Origin of the sequence: Acidocella sp. (assembly GCF_028687955.1) — a bacterium.
Lineage (GTDB): Bacteria > Pseudomonadota > Alphaproteobacteria > Acetobacterales > Acetobacteraceae > Acidocella.
This window is the reverse complement of the sequence record NZ_JAQTZC010000008.1, coordinates 39699-46121: the sequence shown is the minus strand read 5'-3', so window position 1 is coordinate 46121 and position 6423 is coordinate 39699. Positions and strand designations below refer to the sequence as shown.

6 protein-coding genes are annotated in these 6423 nt (G+C 60.1%); all 6 read right to left on the bottom strand.

The window, feature by feature from the left end:
* Positions 1–186, bottom strand: a 186-nt coding sequence (locus PHE40_RS02015; RefSeq protein WP_299957259.1) for a hypothetical protein, incomplete at its 3' end; no start/stop codon positions are given.
* A 55-nt stretch (positions 187–241) separates the two neighbouring features.
* Positions 242–1927, bottom strand: a complete 1686-nt coding sequence (locus PHE40_RS02010) for a ribonuclease J (protein ID WP_408838345.1) — start codon at positions 1925–1927, stop codon at positions 242–244.
* Positions 1928–1957: 30 nt separating this feature from the next.
* On the bottom strand, positions 1958–2767 hold the full coding sequence (locus tag PHE40_RS02005) for a type III pantothenate kinase (RefSeq protein ID WP_299957256.1): 810 nt from the start codon (positions 2765–2767) through the stop codon (positions 1958–1960).
* Between the two features lie 10 nt (positions 2768–2777).
* Positions 2778–3491, bottom strand: coding sequence for a biotin--[acetyl-CoA-carboxylase] ligase (locus PHE40_RS02000; RefSeq protein WP_299957253.1), 714 nt, complete (start codon positions 3489–3491; stop codon positions 2778–2780).
* Positions 3488–4909, bottom strand: a complete 1422-nt coding sequence (gene nuoN / locus PHE40_RS01995; protein ID WP_299957250.1) for an NADH-quinone oxidoreductase subunit NuoN — start codon at positions 4907–4909, stop codon at positions 3488–3490. Before nuoN ends, PHE40_RS02000 begins: the two co-directional genes overlap by 4 nt.
* Complete coding sequence (locus PHE40_RS01990) at positions 4906–6423, bottom strand: NADH-quinone oxidoreductase subunit M (protein WP_299957247.1); 1518 nt, start codon at positions 6421–6423, stop codon at positions 4906–4908. The genes nuoN and PHE40_RS01990 overlap by 4 nt, the downstream gene beginning before the upstream one ends.

The following is a 6423-nucleotide window of genomic DNA, read 5'->3' as shown; positions in this document are numbered from 1 at the left end:
AAACAGAAAGAAGCCCGCCAGCCCTTTCGGGCGGCGGGCCAAGGTTAGGGAGGAAACACCAGTCACACAGCAGGATGAAGAACCAAAATTCACCCCGGACTTATAGTGCGCCGCACAAAAACAGAAGTCCAGCAAAAAGCACCCTTTTATTGATGGTTTTTTATCCTTAAAATAAAAATTTGACATTTTTTTAGTCGAAAAGGCGTTTTTATTTTCATAAATGATTGTATTTTATGCAAATCTAAACTCTCAACAGATGTGCCTCTACCATCGGACGTTTACCAAAGCGCTTGCCGACGACCTTGCGCAGCCCTGTGCGGGCAGCTTCCAGGAAGGCGGTCTCGTTGCGGCGAACCGCGGCGGGCAGATCCGCGAGCAGCTCGAAAAACTCCGCCTCGGCTTCCAGCCTGAGCATCCCATCTGCCTCATCCAGCAGTCCCGGTGCGGAAATCCTGGCTGGGCCAAGCAATTTACCGCTGGCATCGGCGGCAAAACTGCCGATAACAACACCGTTGAACAACATGCGCCGGCGGGCGGACAACACGCCGCCCTTAAGCGGGATAACGCGCTCACCATCCAAGACCAGGCGGCCGGAGGGGACAGAGTCAACAACCGCAGGTGTCCCCGGCCCGAACTGCAGCACGTCACCGTTTTCCATCATGAGGGGAATCAGCCCCTCCTCCTCCGCAAGCGCCGCCTGGGAGGAGAGATGGCGCCATTCCCCATGGGTGGGGACGACATATTTAGGCCGGACCAAGCTGTAGAGCTTACGCAGCTCGTCGCGCTTGGGGTGGCCGGAGACATGGGTGAATTCATCTTCATCGGTGATAACATCAACGCCGCGGCGGACCAGTGCGTCCTGCACCGCGGTAATGGACCGCTCGTTGCCCGGGATCATGCGCGATGAGAAAATAACCGTATCGCCCTCCCCCAGCACCGCGTGGCGATGCGTGTCAGCTGCGATACGCGCCAGAGCCGAGCGGGGTTCACCCTGGCTTCCTGTAACCAGGAGCAGCAGATTTTCGTCGGGGATGGAGCCGATATCCTCCTCGGGGATGAAGTCTGGCGCATCCTGCAAATAACCAGCCTCCTGCGCCGCGGCGACGTAATTGCCCAGACTCCGGCCCACCAGGGCGATGTGCCGCCCTGCCGCCTGGGCGGCGGCGATGATGCTCGCGACGCGCGCCACGTTGCTGGCGAAACAGGTGATGGCGATACGGCCGGGGATGTCGGCAATCAGCCCCCTGAGGCTCCGCTTGACCTCTGATTCGGAGCGGGAATGACCTTCCACCATCGCGTTGGTGGAATCCGAGACAATGGCGAGCACGCCGGCATCGCCCAAGGCTTTCAGGCCGGCTTCATCGGACAAGGCGCCGACCACGGGGTCGGGGTCAAGCTTCCAGTCGCCGGTATGCAGAACGGTGCCGTAGCTGGTTGTGATGGCAAGTGATTGCGCCTCCACCGTGGAATGCGTCATCTGGATATAACGCAGGCTGAAGGGCGCAAGCTCAAACGCCGCGCCGGGCTTGATGATCTTGAGCTTAACCTCGCGGCCAAGCCCGGCCTCGGCCAGTTTGCGGCGGATAATCGCGGCGGCGAAGGGGGTTGCATAGACCGGGCAGCGCAGTTGCGGCCAGAGCCGGGCAATGCCCCCGATATGGTCCTCATGCGCATGCGTGACGACCAGGCCCAGCAGGGCGTCGCGTTGTTCGGCGATAAACGCCGGGTCGGGCAACAGAATTTCAGCTTCAGGCGTTTCCGGCCCGGAGAAGCCCATGCCGCAATCAACAGCAAGCCAGGCACCATCGCAACCATAGAGGTTGAAATTCATGCCAATTTCGCCGGTGCCGCCGAGGGGCACGAAAATGAACCCGCCCTGGGCATCGCCCCGGGCCGGTGCCGGGGATTTGCCGGTGGATTTTTTCATCAGATACAAAACTCCTGGGTAGGTTTTAGATTATTCGGCCTCGATAAACCGTGCGCGGTCGCGCGGCAAAGGGGGCGGGTTATTGCGCAGCGAAAGCAGACGCAAGCCATAGAGCGTCAGGTCGGAATCAATGGCGGTGAACCGCGATGTGCCCTCGGCGAACAAGGGGGCGAGTCCACCGGTGGCGATTGCCTTGAGCGGTGTGCCGTACTCGCCTTCAATGCGGGTGAGCAGGCCTTCTATCAACCCGATATAGCCCCAGTAAGTGCCTGAGCGCATGGCGGGGATCGTGGAGCGGCCGATGACCGATTGCGGCCGGCCGATGCCGATGCGCGGCAACCGGGCCGCGGCCTGATGCAGAGCCTCAATGGATAGATTGATGCCCGGCGAGATGGCTCCCCCGAGATAGGCGCCGTCGGCGTCCACGACATCGAAGGTGGTGGCGGTGCCGAAATCAACCACCACCAGAGGGCCATGATAAAGGTTATGGGCGGCGAGCGCGTTGAGCAAACGGTCAGCGCCGACCTCGTCGGGGGTGTCAACCTTGATCTCAAAACCCCAATCCAGCCGGGCGTTGGCGACCAGCGGCTCGACATCGAACCATTCGCGGCAAAGGCGGCGCAGGTCGTACAGGGCGGCTGGAACAACGGTGCCAATGACCGCGCGGCTGATCTCACTTGGGGTTATGCCCGCGCGGGTCAGCAGGGCTTCCAGCCAGACACCGTATTCATCCGAGGTGCGCTGCGCCGAGGTGGCCAGCCGCCAGGTGCCGCGCCATTCCGTGCCATTATGCACCGCGAATACGATGTTGGTGTTGCCGGTGTCGATCACCAGAAGCATTTGACCCTCCTCACACCGGACTCAGCATGACATCGCCCGTGCTGATCTGGTGGATACGATTATTGCTCTGCAACAGCAATTCGCCCGAAGGCGAGAGGCCGGCGAACGTACCGCTCCGGGTGGCCTGTGCGGATTTAATCTCAAGGGGTGTGCCGAGCGGGTGGGCGCGGTTGAGCCAGGCGTCACGGATCGCCTCGATGCTGGCACTGTGCCAGCGGGAGAAGCCTGATAAAATAGCGTTTGCGGCATCAAGGGCCGAAAGAGTAAGGCCATGAGCAGCCAGGGAGGTGGTGGCCCGGCCGGGGATTTGCGGCGCGGCGCGTAAATTCATGCCGATGCCGATAACCAGCCAATCAAGATTTTGGCCGTTGGGGGCAGCGTCGATAAGCACCCCTGCGAGCTTGGCACCGCCCAGCAACACATCGTTTGGCCATTTCAGCATAGTCGGCGGGGCAAAAAACGGCTCAATCGCCTCGGCCGCCACGACGCCAGCCAGAAGGGAATAGAAACCAGCCAGCGCGGCCGGCATGGTTGGGCGGAGCAGGACCGAGAGGTTGAGGTTCCCCTCAGGCGCCTGCCAGCTGCGCCCGCGGCTGCCGCGCCCCGCAGTTTGTTTGCGGGCAAGTACGGCAAAGCCTTCCGGTTCCCCCGCTTTAGCACGAGCGGTGCAAAGATCGGAGGTTGATCCTAACTCGTCATAGGTCTCAAGCCGCCAGGAGATCAACCAATAAGAGCCTTCGCCGCGGCATCCGCTGCGGTAATGAGCGGACCGGGAATAAAGACGAACAGACAGGTGACAAGCGCGCCCGCGAACATCACGAAGCGCACACTGCTGGCGGTTTTATCGAAGCCGGGGGTTCCGGCGTCAAAATACATCACCTTGATCACGCGCAGATAGTAGAACGCGCCGATGACACTGGTAACCACACCAACGACGGCCAGAGTTGTAAGCCCCGCGTTAATGGCGGCGGAGAATACATAGAGCTTGCCAAAGAAGCCCGAGAGCGGCGGGATGCCCGCCATGGCCCACATGAATATCGCCAGAGCCAGGGCAAAGCTTGGGTTCTCCGTGGAGAGCCCGGCCAGATCGGCAATGGTTTCCACGGCTTGGCCCTTCCGGCGCATGGCGATGACGCAAGCGAAGGCGCCAAAGGACATAACCAGATAAATCGCGAGATAAACCAGGGTCGCCTGCGTTCCCGCCATCGTGCCAGCGGCCAGACCCATCAGGGCGTAGCCCATGTGGCCGATAGAGGAATAAGCCAGCAGCCGCTTTATGTTCTTCTGGCCGATGGCGGCCAGGGCGCCCAGGGCCATCGAGAGGATGCTAAGGACCTCAATAATCATGCGCCATTGCGCGAGCAGGTGGCCGAACGGCCCGAGCATGACCGAAAACAGCAGCGCCATGGTCGCGATTTTTGGCGCGGTGCCAAACAAAGCGGTCACCGGGGTGGGGGAGCCTTCGTATACGTCAGGTGTCCACATATGGAAGGGCGCCGCCGAAACCTTGAAGGCAAGGCCGACCAGGACAAAGACGATGCCGATAATTGTCCCATAGCCGGCGCCGTTGGCGAGGATTGCCGCGAGGGAGATGAAATTGGTGGTCCCCGCGAAACCATAAACCAAGGAAATACCATAAATGAGCAGGCCGGAGGCAAGAGAGCCCAGGACAAAGTATTTCAGGCCGGCTTCGGTTGAACGCAGTGAATCCCGCGCCGAAGCGGCAAGAATATACAGTGTCAGGGATTGCAGCTCGAACCCGATGTAAAGGCTCATGAGATCAGCCGCTGAGATCATCACGATCATCCCCAGGACCGCAAAGAGAACCAGAACGGGAAACTCAAAGCGGGCCATGGCCTCGCGCCGGTTATAGTCCAGCGACAACAGCAAGGCGGCGGCGGCGCCAAGGTAGACCAGCGTATCGGCAAAGCGAGTGAACAGGCTGGTTTTCAACAACCCTGCGAAAAGCACTCCATCTGGCGCGGCCAGGCAAAATGCCGCTGCGAGACCCAGCGCCAGCACGGCGCCGTAAGTACAGGTGCAGGTCTGATCGCGCTTAGAGAGCACCCCAATAAGCAACAAAACCATGCCGCCCAGGCCCAGTATCAGGCCGGGGATAAGGGGAAGATACATCGGGTTCATTTGGTCACCATGGCAAGCGCCGTATGGGGTGTGAGGGCGGCGATATGTGCCTGCACCATGGCATTCACCGATGCGTCAAACATATGGGTGAAGCTGCCGGGGTAGATGCCGAGCCAGAGCACCATGGCCGCCAGGGGCAGCAGCATGGCGTATTCTCTGGGTTTCAGATCAGCTAGCGCGCCAAGCTCGGGGCGGCTCAATTTGTCGAACAATACAGCGCGAAGAAGCATCAACATATAGGCGGCGCCCAGCACCATGCCTCCGGCGCCCAGCAGCGCGACCCAGAAATTGACCTTCATGGCCCCGACGATGACCAAAATCTCACCAACAAAGCCGGAAGTCCCGGGCAGACCGACATTCGCCAGCGAAAACAGCATGAGCAATGCCGCGTAGGCCGGCATTTTCGCGGCCAGGCCACCTAAACGCGAGAGCGTGAGCGTTTGGCCGCGAGAGAGCAAAATGCCGGTGCAAACAAACAAACCGGCGATGACAAGACCGTGCGAGAGCATCTGAAACAACGCGCCCTCGATACCTTCCACCGTGAAGGTGAAAATGCCGATGATGATGATGCCCATGTGAGCGGCTGATGAATAGGCGATCATGCGCTTCATGTCGGTCTGCGCCAGCGCGACGAAAGAGATGTAAATGACGGCGACGACGCCCAATGTAAACATCAAGGGCTCAGCGGCGGCAGCAGCCTGCGGGAGCATGGGAACCGCAAAGCGAAGGAAACCATAGGCGCCCATTTTTGAAAGCACCGCTGCCAGCATGATGGTGCCGGGGATCGGCGCCTCGCCATAGGCGTCAGGCAACCAGGTGTGCAGCGGCCAGACAGCAGCCTTGACACCAAAAGAAGCCAGGAATGCGGCAAACAGCCACATCTGCGCCTGCGGCGCGATGGGCGTGTGCAGCAATGTCACGATGTCGGTTGTTCCGGCGTTGCGCCACAGCCAAACCAGGGCCAGCAGCATGAACAGCGAACCGGCCAGGGTGAAGATGAAGAATTTGACCGCCGCATAAATCCGGCGCTCGCCGCCCCAAATGCCGATGATGAGATACATCGGCAGGAGCACGGCCTCGAAGAAGATATAAAAAACCACAAAATCGAGCGCGCAGAACATGCCGATCGTCATGGTCTCAAGCAGCAGGAACGCCATCATGAGTTCACGGACACGCTTGGTGATGGACCAGCTGGAGAGAATGGCGATGGGCGTCAGGAAGGCCGTGAGCAGGATGAGGAACAGGCTGATGCCGTCCACCCCCATGCGGTACTGCACGTCCAGCCCCGAAAGCCAGGGCAGTGCTTCAACAAACTGGAAGCCAGCCTGTGATGGATCAAAAGCCACCCAGAGATAAATCCCCAGCGCCAGCACGCCGAGGCTTGTGATGAGAGCGCCGTTGCGCGCCTGGGACGCCACGGCCATTTCATCGCCGCGTAGCGTGGCAAGATAGGCAACACCTGCAAGCGGCAAAAACGTAAGCAGCGAGAGGATGGGAAAACCGATCTGGTTCAT